Below are 218 nucleotides of genomic sequence, written 5' to 3'. Positions count from 1 at the left end.
CCCTGGCTGTGGCGTTTTCACATGATTCACCACAGCGCCGAGCGCTTGTACTGGATGAATGGGGAGCGCCGGCATCCCCTACATGCGATGCTCATGGCTGGCCCGGGGTTGGTGCTGCTGTTTGCATCCGGCGCGCCTTCGGCAGTGGTTGCCACCTGGTTCGGCATTCTGACCGTTCACTTGGGCTTTCAGCACTCGAACCTGGATTACCGGCTGGG

General features: G+C 61.5%; 1 protein-coding gene. It reads left to right on the top strand.

Features of this window, described 5'->3' with window-relative positions; genetic code table 11:
- Positions 1 to 21 precede the first annotated feature (21 nt).
- Positions 22 to 218: sterol desaturase family protein (locus tag AO268_RS07430; protein ID WP_373562118.1), on the top strand; the 197-nt coding region annotated here is incomplete at its 3' end.

It is taken from the genome of Pseudomonas sp. ICMP 8385 (genome assembly GCF_002699915.1).
Classification (GTDB): domain Bacteria; phylum Pseudomonadota; class Gammaproteobacteria; order Pseudomonadales; family Pseudomonadaceae; genus Aquipseudomonas; species Aquipseudomonas gessardii.
Note: the sequence above shows the minus strand (reverse complement) of the source record. Positions and strands in the feature narration are given on the sequence as shown.